This window comes from Frankia sp. QA3 (assembly GCF_000262465.1).
Classification (GTDB): Bacteria; Actinomycetota; Actinomycetes; order Frankiales; family Frankiaceae; genus Frankia.
Genome location: NZ_CM001489.1, coordinates 2,690,932 through 2,706,494, shown reverse-complemented (window position 1 = coordinate 2,706,494; position 15,563 = coordinate 2,690,932). Strand labels below are relative to the sequence as shown.

Below are 15,563 nucleotides of genomic sequence, written 5' to 3'. Positions count from 1 at the left end.
GCCGGCTACGGGAAGTCCCTCCTTCGTTGGCGGGGTGATATTATGGTAACCATGCCTGATTCTTCGGGCTATCCTTCTTGGGGTGGTGGAGATGCCGTTCCGGGTCTTGGGTCCGCTTGAGTGGAGTCAGAACAACCTGCCGATTCGAGTCGGCGGGATAACGAAGCGCGCGACATTGGGTCTTCTACTGTTGCAGGCAAATCGCGTGGTCTCCGCATCCCGGCTGGTCGACGCATTGTGGTCCGGTCAGGATCCGCCAAATTCCGCGCGTAAGATGATACAGAACGCGGTGTGGAACCTGCGTGGAAGCCTGGCGTCGGCGTACCGGCCGGGGTCCGAGGTGTCGCTGGAGACCCGGTCACCAGGATATGTGCTCAATATCGACCCGGGCGAGATCGACGTGTTCCAGTTCCATGACCTGGCGGCGAGGGGGCACCAGGCGCTCGCCGACCATGCGCCCCGCCAGGCGCTCGAACTGTTGCGCGACGCAGTGGCGTTGTGGCGCGGCCCGGTACTGGCCGACCTCGTCGAGGCCGGCATTGTCTGGCCGGAGCTGGCGCCGATCGAGAGCGCGCGCCTCGTCGCGATGGAGGACCGGTTTGACGCCGAGCTGCAATGCGGTGGGCAGTACACCGTGCTCGGCGACCTGGAGTCGCTGGTCGAAGCCGAGCCGTTCCGGGAACGCCTGGTCGCGCAACTCATGCTCGCGCTCTACCGTTGTGGAAGGCAGGCGGACGCGCTGAGCGTCTACGCACGGTTCCGCGCCGCCTTGGTCGAGCAGTTGGGTCTCGACCCCGGCCGGGAGCTGCAGGTGCTGCAGCAGTCGATCCTTGCGCAGTCCGCGAACCTCGAGTTGCCCGGCCAGCCGTCGGGACCGCCGGTCCGGAGGGAGAGCGCGCTGCTGGAGGCGGGCAGGGCGCGGGCCGCGCCGGCGACAGCGGCCGAGTCGCTGCCCCGGTGGCCGACCGGCGAGTCGGTTGCCGCGGACCCGATCGCGTTGCGACAGGCCAGTGCCCTGATGGTCCAGGTCAAGATACGCCCAACCCTCGGCGCCGACGACGGAAGCGCGGACGACTTGCTGGCGGACGTCGAATGGATCGTCCGCAGCGAGGTGGAGCGGGTCGGCGGCACCATGGCGGCCTCGATCGGCGCGATCCACCTGGCGCTGTTCACCGCCGACAGCCGGCGCGATGTGCACGCCGAGCACGCGGTGCTGGTGGCGATGGCGATCAGGAACCGCGTCGAGGCGGATCCGCGCGGGCACCACATCGTGCTCCAGGCGGCGGTCTCCACCGGTAGGACGATCGCGCGCCCACCGGACGAGCAGGACCTCTACCCCGCGTACTCGAGCGCGGCGCCACCGGTCAACAGCGCGCTGGTGGTGGAGTGCCAGGTCCTGGTCTCGCACGGCGAGGGTGGCGAGATCTTCGTGTGCGACCGGACCCGACTGGCGGCGTCCGGGGTGATCGCGTTCGAGCGCACCCGTGTCCCCCACGTCGGCTGGCGGGTGGCGGGTCTGCGAGGTGCGGTGCTGCACGCGGCTGGGGAGCGGGAGTTCGAGTTCGAGTTGGTGGTGCTGCAGAGCCTGCTGTCACGGGTGATCCACCGGCGCAGGCCGCACCTGGTGTCGGTGCTGGGTTTGCCGCGCAACGGCAAACCCTGCTTCATGGCGACGTTCGAGTCCCGCGTGCGGAGCCAGACCGGGCACGGCCTGAAGCCGTTGCAGGTGCTGCGTACCCGGGCGTTCGCCGGCGTACGAGGGCTGCGCACGGAGATTCTGCTGGCGTGTTGCGGGGTCCAGCCCGCCGATCCGCCGGGGCTGGTCAGGGAGAAGCTGGCCAGGACGGTCCGCGAGGTGATGGACGCCTCCGAGCACCGTATGGAGCGGGCGGTGGCGGGCCTGACCCAGCTGCTGGTGGAGCAGAGCGACGACAGCCAGTGCACGCAGGACCGGGGGGCGGCCACGGTACGCGAGTGGACCGAGGTGGTCACTCGGATCGTGCACGACCAGCCGATGGTGGTGTTCATCGACGAGCTGCACCTGGCCGATGACAACCTGCTGAACTTCGTGGAGGGCCTGCCCGGGGCCCTCGACACGGTGCCGCTGATGGTGGTCGTCACCGCCGGTCGTCCGGAGCTGCTGCAACGCCGTCCGGACTGGGGCGGCGGTGAACCCCACTCGACCACACTCACGCTCGACGTCGAGCCGACCGCGGGCTGCCTCCAGCTCAGCCACCGGTGAGTCCGGCCCGTCCCGGGTCGTGGCGCGCCCGGGACGGGCCGGACGGAGCTCAGAGCGTGGTGAGTTCGTCTCCCCGCTGCTCACGCAGCAGGGCGCAGGGGGTGCGCATCGCCGAGTCCAGCCGGCCGATCTCCGCGTCCGTCAGGTGGATCGAGGGCTCGAACCGCATGGTGTGCGTTGCGCTCGCCGTGGGGAACACCCGAATCCGATGCTGCCGGTACAGGTATCCGGCGATCACGTAGCAGAACACCCCCGCCTGGGCCGCCTCGCGGATCTGGTCGGCCGGTGCGTGCGACTGGTCCTGGAACTCCAGGCCCAGCATCAGGCCCCGGCCGCGGACGTCCTTGACCACATCGGGGAAGTCGACTCGGAGGCCGTCCAGCGCGAGTTTGAGCCGGTCTCCGCGTTCGCGGGCGGTGGCGTAGGCGGCACCACCGTCCGCTTCCAGCATCTCCAGCACGGTGTGGGCGATATGACAGGAGAACGCATCCTTCGCGAACGTGGAGCTGTGCAGGAACTCGAACTCCGGGCGGTAGGTCGACGTGCGCGTCAGCATCACCGCGGTCTTCGCCAGACCACCGCCCAGGCTCTTGCCCTGCGTGTAGTAATCGCCGCGGAGGCCGATCGCGGTACTGGCAAGGAACGTGCCCGTCCGACCCATCCCCGACTGGATCTCGTCGACGATCACCGGGCACCCGATCGTCGCGCAGGTCCGCTGGACCTCGGCCGCGAACTCCTCGGTGACCATCCTGATGCCACCCTCACCCTGGATCGGCTCCACGAGGAACGCGGTGAAGACCGGTAGCGGCCGCTCGGCCACCAACAGCGCGTCCTGCTCGACCACCAGGCTCCGCAGGAAGGCCTGCTCGGCGACGACGATGCGCTTCAGGGCGTCCCCGTCGTTCAGGGGGATGAACCGTGCCGTGCGGCTCAGTGCCTGGAACGGTGTGCGGAAGCCCTCGTTGTGGGTCAGCTGGCTGCTGGCCACGAGCTTCCCGTGGAACGATCCCTCCACCGCCAGCACCACCGGCGGCGTGGCCATCGCCGCGAGGTTGTGTGCGGCGACGTCCGCCGCGAGTCCGTCGAACTCGGCCGGGTCCCCGCGGTACGCCGCGCGAGCCGCGGTGATCTCGGCCGCGATCTGCTCGCCGAGTGTGGCGGCCCTGAGCACCCGATCGAGCTCGGCGTGCTTGATCGCCACCTCTACCGCCTCGGCCCCGCTGTTGGCGAAGATCGCGGAGTACGGCTCGTCGGTGCCGAGCTCGCGGCCGATGATGGTGTTGAGGAGGCGGGCCACGTCGTTGGCGTAAGGATGGCGAGAGAACTGGGCGTGGACCGGGACCTGCTCGGCCAGCAGGGTCTGTGCGCGTGCCACGATCCGCGGGTTGTTGTGCCCGAAGATCAACGAACCGTACCCCCCGACGTAGTCCAGAACCGGGATCTCCTCGGCACCCTCCTGGGCGTAAAGGGTATTGCCCTCGGCCCGGACGTACACGGCGTCCAGTCCGATGGTGGACAGCCAGCCCCGCATGGTCGGTTCAGTGAGCTCGAGCTCGGCTTCGGCGGTGGGTGAACTCATCTGCTGGTCCCATCTCTGCCGGGGTCGGTGTGCCCCGCATATTTTCGGGTTGGGGTCATGGGCCGGTAACCATCCGCCCGGTCCGGCGGGTTACCGGCCGGAGAGTGGGTGTGGCCGGGCCAGGGATAAGGTCGCCCCCGGGCCAGGGGTTGCGAGATTTTGTCGAGAGAATCGGAAGGAATTCAATGACTGACGACTCACCAGTCATGGAACTGCTCGTCGAGCAGGCGGTGACGCCGGCGTCGATGCGTTCTGTGTCGTCCCGGTTTGCCACCGGGGTGATCGTGCTCACCGTGGGTGGCGACCACGTCCACGGGATGACCGCCAACGCGTTCAGCTCGGTCTCGCTCGAACCTCCGACGGTGCTGTGCTGCATCGCCCAGAGCGCGGTGATGCACCGCGCGCTGACCACGGAGCGCCGGTTCGGTGTTTCGATCCTGGCGTCCGGCCAGCGCGATCAGGCCGCGTTCTTCGCCGACAAGTTCCGCCCGCTGGGGCCCACCCAGTTCGATGGCGTGGACTGGCAGGCGGGACCGCGCACAGGCGTGCCCCTCCTCCTGGGCGCCGTGGCCTGGCTTGAATGCGAGGTTGTCGACATGCACGCGGCCTGCGACCACACCGTCTTCCTCGGCTCGGTGGAGAGCCTGAGTCGCGGATCCACCGACGACGCGCTGCTGTACTTCGGCGGCGGCTACCGGCGGATCGCGGCCTGAACGCGACGCGGCGGGTCAGGCTGGCGTGTCGACCGCGATGGCGAGTCTTTACAGCCAGTCAACCGCGGAACCGATTGCGGTCGTGGGGATGTCCTGCAGGTTGCCCGGGACGCCGGATCCGGCCGCGCTCTGGGACCTGCTGGCCGGCGGCGGCCACGTCATCGCACAGGCGTCGCCGCGGGAGTCGGTCTCGCCGCTGCCCGCGGCCGGGACCGGAGCCGCCAGGTGGGGCGGGTTCCTGGCCGAGGCGGGCGACTTCGATGCCGCGTTCTTCGGGATCTCGCCCCGCGAGGCCGTCACGATGGACCCGCAGCAGCGCCTGCTGCTGGAACTGTCCTGGGAGGCGCTCGAGGACGCCGGTATCGTCGCCCGCACGCTGGCGGGTAGCCCGACGGCGGTGTTCGCCGGCACGATGCGGGACGAATACACGAGCCTGGTCTACCGGCACGGCGACGTGATCGGCCAGCACACCAACACCGGTGTGCATCGGGGCATGGTGGCCAACCGGGTGTCGTACGCGTTGGGGCTGACGGGGCCGAGCCTGACCGTCGACACCGCGCAGTCCTCGTCCCTGGTGGCTGTGCACCTGGCGTGCGAGAGCCTGCGCACCGGCGAGTCGACACTGGCGATCGCCGCCGGGGTGAACCTCAATATTCTCGCCGAGGGCGCGCTGACCGGGGAGAGGTTCGGTGGTCTGTCGCCGGACGGCCGGTGCTACACCTTCGACGCCCGCGCCAACGGATACGTGCGCGGCGAGGGCGGCGCCGTGGTGGTCCTCAAGCCACTGGACCGAGCGGTCGCCGATCGGGACCGACTGCCTGGTCCGGGGCGACGGCGAGGCCGCGGCGGCCGACCGGCTGTGGGCCAACCTCCGGTGGTACGGGCTGGATGACGACGTCGACACCACTCGGCTGTCGGTGATCGCGGGCGACCTCGCCGAGCCCGCGCTCGGCCTGTCCGAGGCGGCCTTCGACGCGCTCGCACGGAACATCGACGTGGTCTACCACGCAGGGGCGACGGTGAACTGGCTGCTGCCGTACGCGTCGGTCAGGCCCGCGAACGTCGGTGGCACGCGGGAGATCCTGCGCCTGGCGGCTCGCCACCGCACCGTGCCGGTGCACTACGTGTCCTCCACGGGCGTGTTCCCGCAGGTGCCCACCTCGGCGCCGCTGGCTGTGGCGGACCCGATCGGCCCAGCGGAGGCACTGCTCAACGGCTACGTGCAGAGCAAGTACGTCGCCGAGCACGTCGTCGCGCTGGCGCGGGAGCGTGGGATGCCGGTGTCGGTCTACCGGGTCGACCTGATCGCGGGCGACGCGATCAGGGGAGCCGGGCAGACCAGGGATTTCCTGTGGCTGAGCCTCAAGGGACTGCTGCAGGCCGGCGCGGTGCCCGCCCACCTGCCGGGCACGTTCCACCTGCTGCCGGTGGACTACGTCGGTGCAGCGATCGTCGCCCTGTCCGGTGAGCCCGCCAACGCGGGCCGCACGTTCCACCTCTACAACGACAGCGGGATGCCGTTCGGTGAGTTCGTCCGGCTGCTCCGAGAGCACGGCTACGAGCTCCCGGCGCTGGACAGGGCGGTCTGGAGCGGCCGGGTGCGGGCCGACCGGGACAACGCGCTGATCCCGCTGCTGGACGCGTTCGAGCTGATGTGCTCGGGAGCAGGACAGTTCTACCCGCCCATCGACACCAGCGAGACCCGGACGGCACTTGCCGGCACGGGAATCGCCTGCCCGCCGATGACCGACGATCTCATCCGATCCTATATCCGGTTCTTCGTGCGCACCGGGTACTTTCCGCCACCTCGTTAACACATCGCGGTAATAGCGCGGTCACCGCCGGGTCGGAGCGCGCGATGACCGCCGGGTGCTGGCAGAAAGTAAGGCCCGATTCCGGGTTGGACTAGCGTTCGTCGTGCGGCGCCTCGGGCCATTTCTCGGCCACCATCTTGCTGGGAGGACAAGCGAATGGGCAAGTATTCGGGTAGAAGAGCAGTGGTCACCGGAGGAACGCACGGGATGGGCCGGGCCGTCGTCGACGAGCTGCTCGCCGGCGGCGCCGAGGTGGTGCTCACCGGTCTCAACGCGGACAACATCGACAAGGCCCGGGCCGAGCTCGGTGACGCAGCGCACATGATCCGTTCGGATGCGGCGGACCTGGCGCAGATCGACGAGCTGGCCAAGATCGTGGAGGACCGGCTGGGGACGGTGGACTTCGTGCACGTCAACGTGGGCCACGCGGTACTCGAGCCCTTCGCGCAGGTGACGCCCGAGTCCTACGACAGGACCTTCGACGTGAACGCCAGGGGCGCGTTCTTCACCGTGCAGAGGCTCGCGCCGCTCCTGCGCGACGGTGGTTCGTTCGTGTTCACCACGTCGGTTGCCAACGACACCGGCAACGTCGGCATGACGCACTACGCCGGGGCGAAGGCCGCGGTCCGTGCGTTCGTCAAGGGATTCGCCACGGAGTTGCTACCGCGTGGCATCCGGGTGAACGCCGTCAAACCCGGATTCATCGACACCCCGTCGATGGGTATCGCCGGTATCGCCGAGGCCGACCGTGCCGCTTTCACCGCCGTCGGTGACGCGATCACGCCGATGAAGAGGCACGGAACCATGGCGGAGGTCGCGCAGGCGGTGCTGTTCCTGGGGTTCGACGCCACCTTCACCACCGGCAGCGAGTTCACCGTGGACGGCGGCCTCGGTCACGGCTTGGCCGCGACCCCGAGCTGACGGAGCTATCCGTTGGGAGACAATCAGATGGAAATCCACACCTGCCCGTACGCGATCGACCCGACCGGCCGTGACGTGCACGCCGAGGCCGCCATGCTGCGCGCGCGCGGCCACGCGACCCAGGTACAGCTCCCCGGGGGCGTCATCGCGTGGATGATCACCGGCTACACCCTGATCAAGCGCCTGCTGACCGACCCACGTGTCTCTCGCGACAGCTACCAGCACTGGCCGGCCTGGGAGAACGGCGAGGGCGAGCTGGCGAAGACCTGGTCGCTGGCGATCTGGGTGGCCGACCGCAACATGATGACCGCCTACGGCACGGAGCACTCGCGGCTGCGGAAGCTGGTCGTGAAGGCCTTCAACGCCCGCAGCACCGCCGTCCTGCGCCCGCGTGTCGAACAGATCACCGCCGACCTCCTCGACGACATGGCCGAGGCCGGACGGTACGGCAGGCCGGTCGACCTGCGGGCTTCGTTTGCGTATGCGCTGCCGACCCAGGTGATCAGCGAGTTGCTGGGCATCCCCGAGGACCTGCGTCCCACGCTGCTGCGCCTGGTCCACGGCATCTTCGACACCACGCTGACGCCCGAGGAGGCGGAGGCCAACGTCGTGGCGCTGTACGACACCATGGCCACGCTGCTGGAGATCAAGCGCGCCGACCCCGGCGAGGACCTCACCACGTCACTGATCACCGTCCGGGAGGGCGGGGACGGGCTGACCGAGCGCGAGCTGATCGACACCCTGCTGCTGGCGTTCACCGCCGGGCATGAGACCACGGTCAACCTGCTCGACCACGCCGTCTACGCCATGCTCACCCAGCCTGACCAGCTCGCCATGGTCCGTTCCGGCGAGGCGACCTGGGAGGACGTCACGGAGGAGACCCTGCGCTGGCAGGCGCCGCTGGTCAACATGCCGCTGCGGTTCGCCGTGGAGGACATAGAGATCGACGACGACGTGACCATCCCCGCGGGCGACCCGATCCTGGTGTCGTTCGGCGCCGCCGGCCGTACTGCGAGAAGAGGCTGACATGGACACGTTGGAGCCGTCGACCGATGCGATCGAGACCGTTGCGCTCTACGAACGGGCCTTCAACTCGGGTGACGCCGATGCGGTGAACCTGCTCGACACCCCGGACGCGGTGTCGACCTGGGAGCCGGACAACCCCGTCGCGGGCGCCGAGCGCGCCGCGGAGATGGTCGAGTTCCTTCAGCTGCGGCCGCGGATGACCACGGTCCTCAAGGAGTCGTACGTGACCGACGACGCCGCGCTGATGGTAGTCGACTGGATCATCGAGACCGAGGACCAGAAGTTCCACGGCACCGGCGTGGACGTGCTGCGCAAGATCCCCGACGGGACGTGGCGGTTCGCCATCGACAACCCCAACCGCCGGCTCGGCTGAGCCGCGGATCTCGGACGAACGGAGGAAACATGGTTACCAACGGCGCCGCCGGACAGGTCCTCGACGCGGTCCGGGACCTCGTCCCGCGGCTGCGCGACAACGGGCAGGAAGCCGACAGGCGGGGCTGGGTGCCTGCCGACAACATCGAGCTGTTGACGAAGGCGGGCGCCTTCTCCGTGACCGTGCCGGCCCGGTTCGGTGGACTGGACCTGCCGGTGCCCGACCAGTGCGCGATGATCGCCGAGATCTCCCGCGGGTGCTCGGCGACCGGCTGGCTCGCGGTGGTGTACGTGTCCAACACCTGGGCGCGACGCTCTTTCCCGAAGACGTCCAGAAGGAGGTCTTCACGAGCGACTCGGTGCGGGTCACCGGCGTGTTCTCCCCGACAGGGACGCTGCGTCCCGTCGAGGGTGGCTACCGGCTCGACGGCTCCTGGCGGTTCAACACGGGCTGCCGGGCGGCCGACTGGAACGTCACGGTCGCGATGTTGGAGGGCACCGACGAGGTGCTCGTGGCCATGGTGCCCGCGAACGAGCTGACGGTGCTGGACGACTGGGACACCTCGTCCGCGTCGGGCACCGGCAGTGCGTCCACCGTGGCCGAGGACGTGTTCGTCCCGGCGCACAGGGTGATCCGGTTCGGTGACGCGCTGGGCTCGGCCGTTCCCGGCCGGTTGGCCGCGCCGGAGCGCACCTACGGCCTGATCAGCCTGAGCGTCACCCAGTCCGCGGCGGCCTGCGTCGGCATGGCCAAGGGGGCGCTGGAGCTGTTCCTGGAGCGCCTGCCCGGGCGCGGGATCACCTACACCGGGTGGAGCGAGCAGAGCGAGTCACCGCTGACCCAGATCCAGGTAGCCAGGGCGGAGTCCAGGATCGCCGCTGCGGAAGCGCTGGTGGGCAAGCTCGCCCGGCTGCTGCAGGATCGGGCCGACGCCGGGGAGCTGCCGTCCGTGGCCGAGAGGGCCACCGTCCGCGCCCACGGCTCGTACGCGATCCAGCTCGCCAAGGAGGCTGTCGACGAGCTGTTCGAGGCCAGCGGAGCCTCGGCGATCCAGCGATCGGTGCACATCCAGCGGTTCCACCGGGACCTGCGCGCGTACTCCATGCACGGACTGTTGCTGCTGACCACCAGCCTGGAGGTCCACGGCCGGATGCTCGTCGGTCTGGACGCCGGTACGCCAATCCTCTGAACGAACGAGCGGAATTGTGCGTGATGCACACCTTTGGTACCAGCGCGATTACCGGAGGGTGACCACTGGTTGGTACGCACGGACGTGGGGGCCGGGTGGAGAGGGTGGAAGTGGTGGAAGATGCGTTCGACTTCGTCATCGTCGGGGCCGGCTCGGCCGGGTGCGCTCTTGCCGGGCGGCTTTCCGCCGACCCGGACGTGCGTGTGGCTCTGGTCGAGGCGGGTGGCCCGGACCGCCATCCGGCGATCCAGGCGCCGATGGACCTGTTCGGGCTGTTCGGTTCCGAGCTGGACTGGGCGTTCACCACCGAGCCACAGCGAGGGCTCGGTGGTCGTGCCGTGCCGTGGCCCCGAGGCAGGACGCTCGGCGGCTCGTCGACGATCAACTTCCAGATGTGGGTCCCGGGCCACCGGGAGGACTTCGGCCCGTGGGGCGAGCACTGGACCTGGGAGGCGGTCGAACCGTACTTCCGTGCCGCCGAGCGGTGGGCCGGTGATCCGGCGCAGGGCTACGGCTTCGGCACCGGAGGTCCCCTGTGGATCTCGCCGCCGCGTGACCCGGACCCCCACACCGCGACGTTCCTCGCCGCATGCGCGGAACTAGGGCTGAAGGAGATCGGCGGCGGCCTCGGTGGGGGCGACCCGACCGGCGCGACGGTGACCCCGCTCAACCAGCTGCGTGGAGCGCGCTGGAGTGCGGCGGACGGGTATCTCCGGCCGGTGCTGGACCGGCCCAACCTCCAGGTCGTCACCGGGGCCCAGGTCCACCGGGTGAACATCGAGCGAGGCCGGGCCACCGGGGTGTCTCTCGGTGACCGCACGCTGCACGCCGCCCGGGAGGTCGTGCTGAGCGCCGGTGCCGTCGGCTCCCCGCATCTGCTGCTGTTGTCCGGGATCGGGGCGGCGGACGAGCTCCACGAGGTGGGGATCGACGTGCTGGTCGAGCTGCCCGGTGTGGGCCGCAACCTGCGCGACCACATGTCGGTGTCGCCCACGATGAGCGCCACCGGCGAGTTCCGCCTGGTCGGCGCCGACACCGATGCCAACCGGCTGCGGTACGCCGAGCAGCGTCTCGGCCCGCTGACGTCCAACCTGGCGGAGGCCGTCTGCTTTCTGCGCGCCGACGGCGGTCCCGGCGCGCCGGACGTCGAGATCATCTTCACCCCCGTCGGATTCGGGCCCGAGGGTCCCGTGCCGGGGATCGGGTTCACCGTCATCCCGTTGCAGCCGGAGAGCCACGGCCGCCTCGGGCTGAGGAGCGCCGACCCACTCGACCCGCCGTGGATCGATCCGGCGTATCTCGATGCCGGCGCCGACCTGCGCATGTTCGTTCGTGCCCTGCGGCACGCCGAGCGGCTCTTCGAGACCGACCCGTTCCGGCCGATGGTGGGCGGACCGCTGCCGCCGTGGCCCGGACAGGTCGACGACGACGCACTGGCGAGGGTCGTCCGCGACCAGGCCACGACGATGTTCCACCCGGTCGGCACCTGCCGGCTGGGTCCGGCCGGCGACGAGCAGGCCGTCGTCGACCCGTCTCTGCGGGTCCGCGGGGTCGAGCGTCTGCGGGTGGTCGACGCCTCGGTCATCCCGTCCCTCCCACGTGGCCACACCCATGCGGTCGTGGCCATGCTCGCCGAACGAGCCGCCGGGTTCATCACCGAAGACGCCCGGGCCTGATCCGGACCCCCGGGACACACGGAAGATGTGAGGAATTGACCGCCGAAGGCTTGATGTTCAAGCTACTGCTACCTCTGGCGTTGGGCACCTTCGCGGTGGGAACCGACGGGTTCGTCATCGCGGGCCTCCTGCCGCAGATCTCCGCCGACCTGGGCGTCGGCGTCTCCGCGGCCGGCCAGTTGATCACGGTGTTCGCCCTGGCGTTCGCCGTGTCGGCGCCGATCCTCGGCGCTATGACGAGCTCGATGGACCTGCGCACCGTACTGCTGCTGGCCCTGGCGACCTTCGTGGTCGGCAACGCCGGGACCGCGATCGGCACGACGTACGGCATGGTGGTGGGCGCCAGAATCGTCACGGCCGTCGGCGCCGGACTGATCGGTGCCGCGGCCTTCAGCGCTGCCGCGGCCATCGCGCCCGAGGAACGGCGCGGGCGTGCGCTGGCGTTCGTCATGGGCGGCCTGACGCTGGCGATCGCGTTCGGCCTCCCGGCCGGCACGCTGATCGGCGGAGCGGACTGGCGGCTGACACTGTGGGCCGTCGCCGGGCTCGGTGTCGTGGCGGCTGTGGGCATCGCGATCTCACTGCCGAGGATCTCGCTGCCCGTGGACTCGCTGCGCGCCCGCCTGGCGCCGCTGCGGGAAACGTGGGTGTTCGAGATGTTGATCGTGACCGTGATGACCCTGGCGGGCACCCACGTCCTCTACACCTACATCAGCTCCGCACTGGAGGGCGCCACGGCGGGTTCGGTCGGAGTGCTGACCGTGATCCTGCTCGCCTGGGGTGTCGGCAACATGATCGGCAACATCGCGGCAGGACGCCTGGCCGACCGCTATCCGCCACAGTGGGTCGTGGCCGGCGGCCTGGCGGCGGCGGCGGTCGTGCTCGCCATCAGCCCCCTGGTCATCGGCACGTTCGTGACCGCGACGATCTGGGTGGTCCTGTGGGGCGTCTGCGTGTCGCTGCCGGTCGTCCCGCAGCAGAGCAGGCTGGTGACGCACGCGCCGAGTGCCTCGGCCGTGCTGCTCGGGTTGAACTCGTCGTCGATCTACGTCGGCATCGCGCTCGGAGGCGCGCTGGGCGGGCTGTTGCAGGAGCGGGTGACGCCGGACCGGCTCGGCCTGGTGGCCGCGGGCGTCAGCGTGGTCGCGCTGCTGCTGAACCTCGGCACGATCCGCCACGCCACGTCGGGAGCGCCGTCCGTCTCACGGGCCGCCGGCTGATCCCGCCGGTTACCGCGGCAAGACCGGCGGGAATCCGGGCCGCCGCAAGCTGGGATCAGCCGATGTAAGGCGACCGAGCTCGTAAGGGAGCAGCATGACAACGGCCGAACTCGAGCCCGCCCACGTGGTGGACGCGGTAAAGGACATTGTGCCCACTCTTCGGGAGAACGGGCACCTGGCGGAGGACCAGCGCTGGATACCGGATGAGAATCTGCAGCTGCTGGACAAGGCCGGCGTGTTCCGGATGGCGACGGAACGTCGGCACGGTGGCCTCGACGCCTCGCTGGCCCACCAGAACTCCTTGCTGAAGGAGATCTCCCGGGGCTGCGGCTCCACGGGCTGGGTCAGTTCGGTGTGGCTGGCCAGCTCGTGGGTCGCCCGCGGCCACAACGAGCAGACCAAGCAGGAGGTTTACGCCTCGCCTTCGGTCCGTGTCTCCGGGGTGTTCACCCCCACGGCGACACTCACCCCGGTCGGCGGGGGTTACCTGCTCAACGGGTTCTGGAAGTTCAACACCGGCTGCCGGGGCGCGGACTGGAACGGCGTCAGCGCCCTGCTTACCTTGCCGGACGGAACAACTGAGCAGATGGCGCTGATCGCGCCGATGTCCCAGTTCGAGATCGCCGACGACTGGAAGGTCTCGTCGGTCGCGGCGACCGGTAGCTCCACCACCACCGCGAAGGACATCTTCGTGCCCGCTCACCGGGTGCAGAAGCTGAGCGTGGTGACAGAAGGCGTGGAGAGTCGGTCCGAGCCGGGCACCACCGGGCGGAACTACGGGCTCGGCGAGTTCGTGGTGGCGCAGTCGGTGTCGGTCTACGTCGGGATAGCACAGGACCCGTCGGTGCTCTGCGAGCTGAAGCCGTCGGAGCCGGTGGCGTTGGCGGTGGCCACCTCGGCTGGGGCGCTCGCGGTCCGTCGGTTTGTCTCGATCAGGTGCTCGTCCTGGGAGCCATCGATGATTGGCTTCACGTAAAGATCCTTCCTGTGTGCAGCCAGCCGTGTTCGACTGCCTTTCTCCGTCGGATCACGAGGCGGGGTGTGACCGCCGTGCCGGCTGCCAAGCTCCGGGCCCAGAGCCCGATCACGTCGATGGGCTGGCTTTGTCGCGTCGGCGCGCGAGGGGCATCTGCGAGGAGGAGGCCGGTCGAACGAAGCGTGGCCATGGTCGATGCGGCGCAACGCCGCCGAGCAGGATCGGGCGGCGGCCGGGTATCAGCCGGCCGCCCCAGCCAGGGGACGGCCTTCGACTCGCTCTTTCAGGGTGAGCAGGACGGCAGGCCAGCTGCTGCGTAGCTCGCGCGACGGGTCAGGCGATGGCTGCTTCTGCCGTTGGCACCGACCCTGTGGTGTTCACCCCGCGGGTCGGTTGATCGTCCAGACCGGTGTGCTGGTCAGGTTGGTGAGGCGCCATCCCGCGCGGGTGCGGCGCAGGGCGAGGTCGTAGACCTCCCCGAGGACGAAGGGAGTCGGATCGGCCGGTCCGGTCCGGGCGAAGCTCACCAGTAGGTTCGCCCGGACGACGGCGCGGTCGTGGCCGTGGCGGTCGATCAGAAGGTTCGTGACGATGCGCTGGATCTCCGCATCGACCGAGTGCCGCCGGCGGGCCTGCTCGACGATGGCGTCGTGCCCGGTCGCGGTGCCACCGGGGGTCGTCACGGTCGCGTCCGTGCTGAACAGGTCGCGGAGGCCGTCGAAGTCGCGCGAGTCCAGGCAGCGGGCGAGGCGCGAGATCAGATCCGTGATCCGGGCACGGTCCACGAGTTCATCGACGAGTTCCCGGACGTCGGGCGGATCTGCTCTCTGCCGGGTCGAGTCAAATGTGGCTGGCATGTTGTTTCCCTCCATTCCACGGGTCGCCTGACGCTGGCGGCCGGGTGACGGGCCAGCGCCCCGGGCCGTGGGGGTGCCGCGGGGGGCTGGCCCGATGTCACCGGGTTGTCGGCTGTGGCTTGGTGAGACCGAGTCGAGTCAGCCAGTTGGCGATGGCGTGGCCGATGGCGTCGGGCTGATCTTCCGGGGCGTGGTGGCCGGCGGGCCCGATGCTTTCGACCTCGAGCGCGGCGATGTTGTCGCGGGCCCACTGTTCGATGTCGTCGGTGACCAGGCCGGCGGGTTCGATGGTGAGCAGGAGCTTCGGCACCTCCGGGGTGTCGGCCAGCCACTTGTCGTAAGCGGTGACGCGGTCGTGCACGTCGGCGGGCTCGCCTTCCACGGGGTACTCGCGGCCCCACTGCAGCAGCGGCCGACGGGAGGCGGGGTCCGGGTAGGGCGAGCGATAGACGGCCAGGTCCTCGCCGGAGATGCCGGGGTTGGTGGCGCGCAACGCGACCTCGATGAACCAGTTCTCTTCCAGGACCATCTGCTCGCCGGTACCCGGGGTGCGGATCGCCTGGAACAGCCCGTCGACCGGCGGTGGGTAGTCCGCCCAGGTCAGCGGCCGCAGAAACGTCTCTGACAGCACAATCCCGCGGGTGCGACCGGGATGCCGGGCGGCCCAGTCCTGGGCGAGAGCACCTCCCCAGTCGTGGCCGACCAGCACGAGCTCGTCCAGGCCCAGCGCGTCGATGAAGGCGTCGAGGTAACGGGCGTGGTCGACGAACCGGTAGTCGATGTCGGGCCTGCCGGAAGCGCCCATCCCGATCAGTTCCGGCGCCAGGGTCCGGGCCTGGCCGGCGACGTGCGGGGTCACGTTGCGCCACAGATGGGAGGTGGTCGGGTTGCCGTGCAGGAACAACACGGGCGGCCCGCCGACGCCGCTGTCGTGACAGGCGATGTGGGAGTCGAGAACCTTGACGGTAGGCCTGATC

At 69.7% G+C, this 15,563-nt stretch carries 13 protein-coding genes and 2 pseudogenes; 12 read left to right on the top strand and 3 right to left on the bottom strand.

Annotated features, from left to right (window positions below):
• The first annotated feature begins 289 nt into the window (after positions 1-289).
• On the top strand, positions 290-2,242 hold the full coding sequence (locus tag FRAQA3DRAFT_RS31485) for a BTAD domain-containing putative transcriptional regulator (RefSeq protein ID WP_198287072.1): 1,953 nt from the start codon (positions 290-292) through the stop codon (positions 2,240-2,242).
• 49 nt (positions 2,243-2,291) lie between these two features.
• On the opposite strand, the gene FRAQA3DRAFT_RS11005 is transcribed toward FRAQA3DRAFT_RS31485, so the two are convergent.
• Entirely contained in the window at positions 2,292-3,821 is a 1,530-nt protein-coding gene (locus FRAQA3DRAFT_RS11005) for an aspartate aminotransferase family protein (RefSeq protein ID WP_009739123.1), read from the bottom strand.
• Between the two features lie 185 nt (positions 3,822-4,006).
• Here FRAQA3DRAFT_RS11005 and FRAQA3DRAFT_RS11000 point away from each other — a divergent pair, with 185 nt between their 5' ends.
• From FRAQA3DRAFT_RS11000 to FRAQA3DRAFT_RS10955, 11 genes and pseudogenes are all read left to right on the top strand, one after another.
• The gene (locus FRAQA3DRAFT_RS11000) at positions 4,007-4,534 is read left to right on the top strand and encodes a flavin reductase family protein (RefSeq protein ID WP_009739122.1); all 528 of its coding nucleotides are present in this window, start codon (positions 4,007-4,009) and stop codon (positions 4,532-4,534) included.
• 37 nt (positions 4,535-4,571) lie between these two features.
• Positions 4,572-5,351 (top strand): annotated as a pseudogene (locus FRAQA3DRAFT_RS10995) (polyketide synthase); the annotation flags it as partial.
• Positions 5,338-6,348 carry a thioester reductase domain-containing protein gene (locus FRAQA3DRAFT_RS10990; protein ID WP_232292106.1) on the top strand — a complete coding sequence of 337 codons (1,011 nt, stop codon included), beginning with the start codon at positions 5,338-5,340 and terminating at the stop codon, positions 6,346-6,348. The pseudogene FRAQA3DRAFT_RS10995 and the gene FRAQA3DRAFT_RS10990, both read left to right, overlap by 14 nt.
• 156 nt (positions 6,349-6,504) lie before the next feature.
• Entirely contained in the window at positions 6,505-7,269 is a 765-nt protein-coding gene (locus tag FRAQA3DRAFT_RS10985; protein WP_009739119.1) for an SDR family oxidoreductase, read from the top strand.
• A 27-nt stretch (positions 7,270-7,296) separates the two neighbouring features.
• Positions 7,297-8,295 carry a cytochrome P450 gene (locus FRAQA3DRAFT_RS10980; protein WP_009739118.1) on the top strand — a complete coding sequence of 333 codons (999 nt, stop codon included), beginning with the start codon at positions 7,297-7,299 and terminating at the stop codon, positions 8,293-8,295.
• A 1-nt stretch (position 8,296) separates the two neighbouring features.
• Positions 8,297-8,668 carry a nuclear transport factor 2 family protein gene (locus FRAQA3DRAFT_RS10975; RefSeq protein ID WP_009739117.1) on the top strand — a complete coding sequence of 124 codons (372 nt, stop codon included), beginning with the start codon at positions 8,297-8,299 and terminating at the stop codon, positions 8,666-8,668.
• Between the two features lie 29 nt (positions 8,669-8,697).
• Positions 8,698-8,892, top strand: a pseudogene (locus tag FRAQA3DRAFT_RS38685) (acyl-CoA dehydrogenase); the annotation flags it as partial.
• 32 nt (positions 8,893-8,924) lie between these two features.
• The gene (locus FRAQA3DRAFT_RS35945) at positions 8,925-9,857 is read left to right on the top strand and encodes an acyl-CoA dehydrogenase family protein (protein ID WP_232292003.1); all 933 of its coding nucleotides are present in this window, start codon (positions 8,925-8,927) and stop codon (positions 9,855-9,857) included.
• A 113-nt stretch (positions 9,858-9,970) separates the two neighbouring features.
• Positions 9,971-11,533, top strand: coding sequence for a GMC family oxidoreductase (locus FRAQA3DRAFT_RS10965; protein WP_009739116.1), 1,563 nt, complete (start codon positions 9,971-9,973; stop codon positions 11,531-11,533).
• Positions 11,534-11,568: 35 nt separating this feature from the next.
• On the top strand, positions 11,569-12,753 hold the full coding sequence (locus tag FRAQA3DRAFT_RS10960) for an MFS transporter (RefSeq protein WP_198287069.1): 1,185 nt from the start codon (positions 11,569-11,571) through the stop codon (positions 12,751-12,753).
• A 94-nt stretch (positions 12,754-12,847) separates the two neighbouring features.
• Positions 12,848-13,729 (top strand): acyl-CoA dehydrogenase family protein, encoded by an 882-nt coding sequence (locus FRAQA3DRAFT_RS10955; RefSeq protein WP_009739114.1) that lies wholly within the window; start codon positions 12,848-12,850, stop codon positions 13,727-13,729.
• Positions 13,730-14,106: 377 nt separating this feature from the next.
• On the opposite strand, the gene FRAQA3DRAFT_RS31480 is transcribed toward FRAQA3DRAFT_RS10955, so the two are convergent.
• The gene (locus FRAQA3DRAFT_RS31480) at positions 14,107-14,586 is read right to left on the bottom strand and encodes a nuclear transport factor 2 family protein (protein WP_009739113.1); all 480 of its coding nucleotides are present in this window, start codon (positions 14,584-14,586) and stop codon (positions 14,107-14,109) included.
• A gap of 97 nt (positions 14,587-14,683) precedes the next feature.
• Positions 14,684-15,562: a haloalkane dehalogenase gene (locus tag FRAQA3DRAFT_RS10945; RefSeq protein ID WP_009739112.1), complete on the bottom strand. Its 879-nt coding sequence runs from the start codon at positions 15,560-15,562 to the stop codon at positions 14,684-14,686.
• Position 15,563: the final 1 nt, after the last annotated feature.

Excerpts from the sequence above, each read along its gene's own strand:
- FRAQA3DRAFT_RS11005 (WP_009739123.1), bottom strand. The coding sequence starts at position 3,821 with ATGAGTTCACCCACCGCCGAAGCCGAGCTCGAGCTCACTGAACCGACC.
- FRAQA3DRAFT_RS11000 (WP_009739122.1), top strand. The coding sequence starts at position 4,007 with ATGACTGACGACTCACCAGTCATGGAACTGCTCGTCGAGCAGGCGGTG.
- FRAQA3DRAFT_RS10985 (WP_009739119.1), top strand. The coding sequence starts at position 6,505 with ATGGGCAAGTATTCGGGTAGAAGAGCAGTGGTCACCGGAGGAACGCAC.
- FRAQA3DRAFT_RS10980 (WP_009739118.1), top strand. The coding sequence starts at position 7,297 with ATGGAAATCCACACCTGCCCGTACGCGATCGACCCGACCGGCCGTGAC.
- FRAQA3DRAFT_RS10975 (WP_009739117.1), top strand. The coding sequence starts at position 8,297 with ATGGACACGTTGGAGCCGTCGACCGATGCGATCGAGACCGTTGCGCTC.
- FRAQA3DRAFT_RS10955 (WP_009739114.1), top strand. The coding sequence starts at position 12,848 with ATGACAACGGCCGAACTCGAGCCCGCCCACGTGGTGGACGCGGTAAAG.
- FRAQA3DRAFT_RS31480 (WP_009739113.1), bottom strand. The coding sequence starts at position 14,586 with ATGCCAGCCACATTTGACTCGACCCGGCAGAGAGCAGATCCGCCCGAC.